This window comes from Dietzia sp. HMSC21D01 (assembly GCF_001815995.1).
Taxonomy (GTDB): domain Bacteria; phylum Actinomycetota; class Actinomycetes; order Mycobacteriales; family Mycobacteriaceae; genus Dietzia; species Dietzia cinnamea.
Map to the genome: position 1 here is coordinate 1 of NZ_KV823789.1, position 678 is coordinate 678.

Consider the following 678-nt stretch of genomic DNA (forward strand, 5'->3'; position numbering starts at 1 on the left):
CGTCGGCCCCGGCGGCCCCGGCGGCCGCGTCGGCGCCGGACTCGTCGGGCTCCTCGTCATGCCTCTGGTCCGGGCGCAGCCGACGCAGCATCTCCGCGGCGTGGCGCATGTCCAGGCCGGGCCGGTGCCAGACCGTGCCGGGCATGCGGGAGGTCACAACCTCCGCGCGCACCACGACGTCGGCGGGCCGGATCTCCGCCTCCTCCTCGGTCTCGCGCAGCGCGGCGCGGGGCGCGTCCTCGTACGAGTCGCGCGCGCCGCCGGGCAACGCCCACGTGTCGCCGGAGGCGGTCCACACCGCGCGGTGCTGCAGCAACACCAGCGGGGTGTCCGGATCGGTGGGATCGGCGGCGCGCAGCAGCAGCCCGGCGGCGCCGAACCGGCCCCACCGGCGATCACCGCCCGCGGACACCACCCAGCCGTTGCCGTCACCCTCGCTCGCCGTCACCGGACCTCCACCTCCCCGGACGGGCCCACCCCCGTATCGGGCGGGTCCTCGAGTCCTCCTCGACCAGTCTGCCCGACTCCGCGCCGTCACTTCACTAACCTGGGACACACTCCCGTCGCGACGTCGGCTCGGCGGGCGAGGACCGGGGAGGTGAGCGACGCGATGCGCGCCCGAACCCTCGCACGACGCGGCACTCCCGGATCCTCCGACGGGACCGGCAGCGGTTCCAC

At 76.3% G+C, this 678-nt stretch carries 1 protein-coding gene; it reads right to left on the reverse strand.

The window, feature by feature from the left end:
- On the reverse strand, positions 1–448 hold a 448-nt coding region (locus HMPREF3086_RS04035; protein WP_141763985.1), incomplete at its 3' end, for an NUDIX domain-containing protein.
- Positions 449–678: the final 230 nt, after the last annotated feature.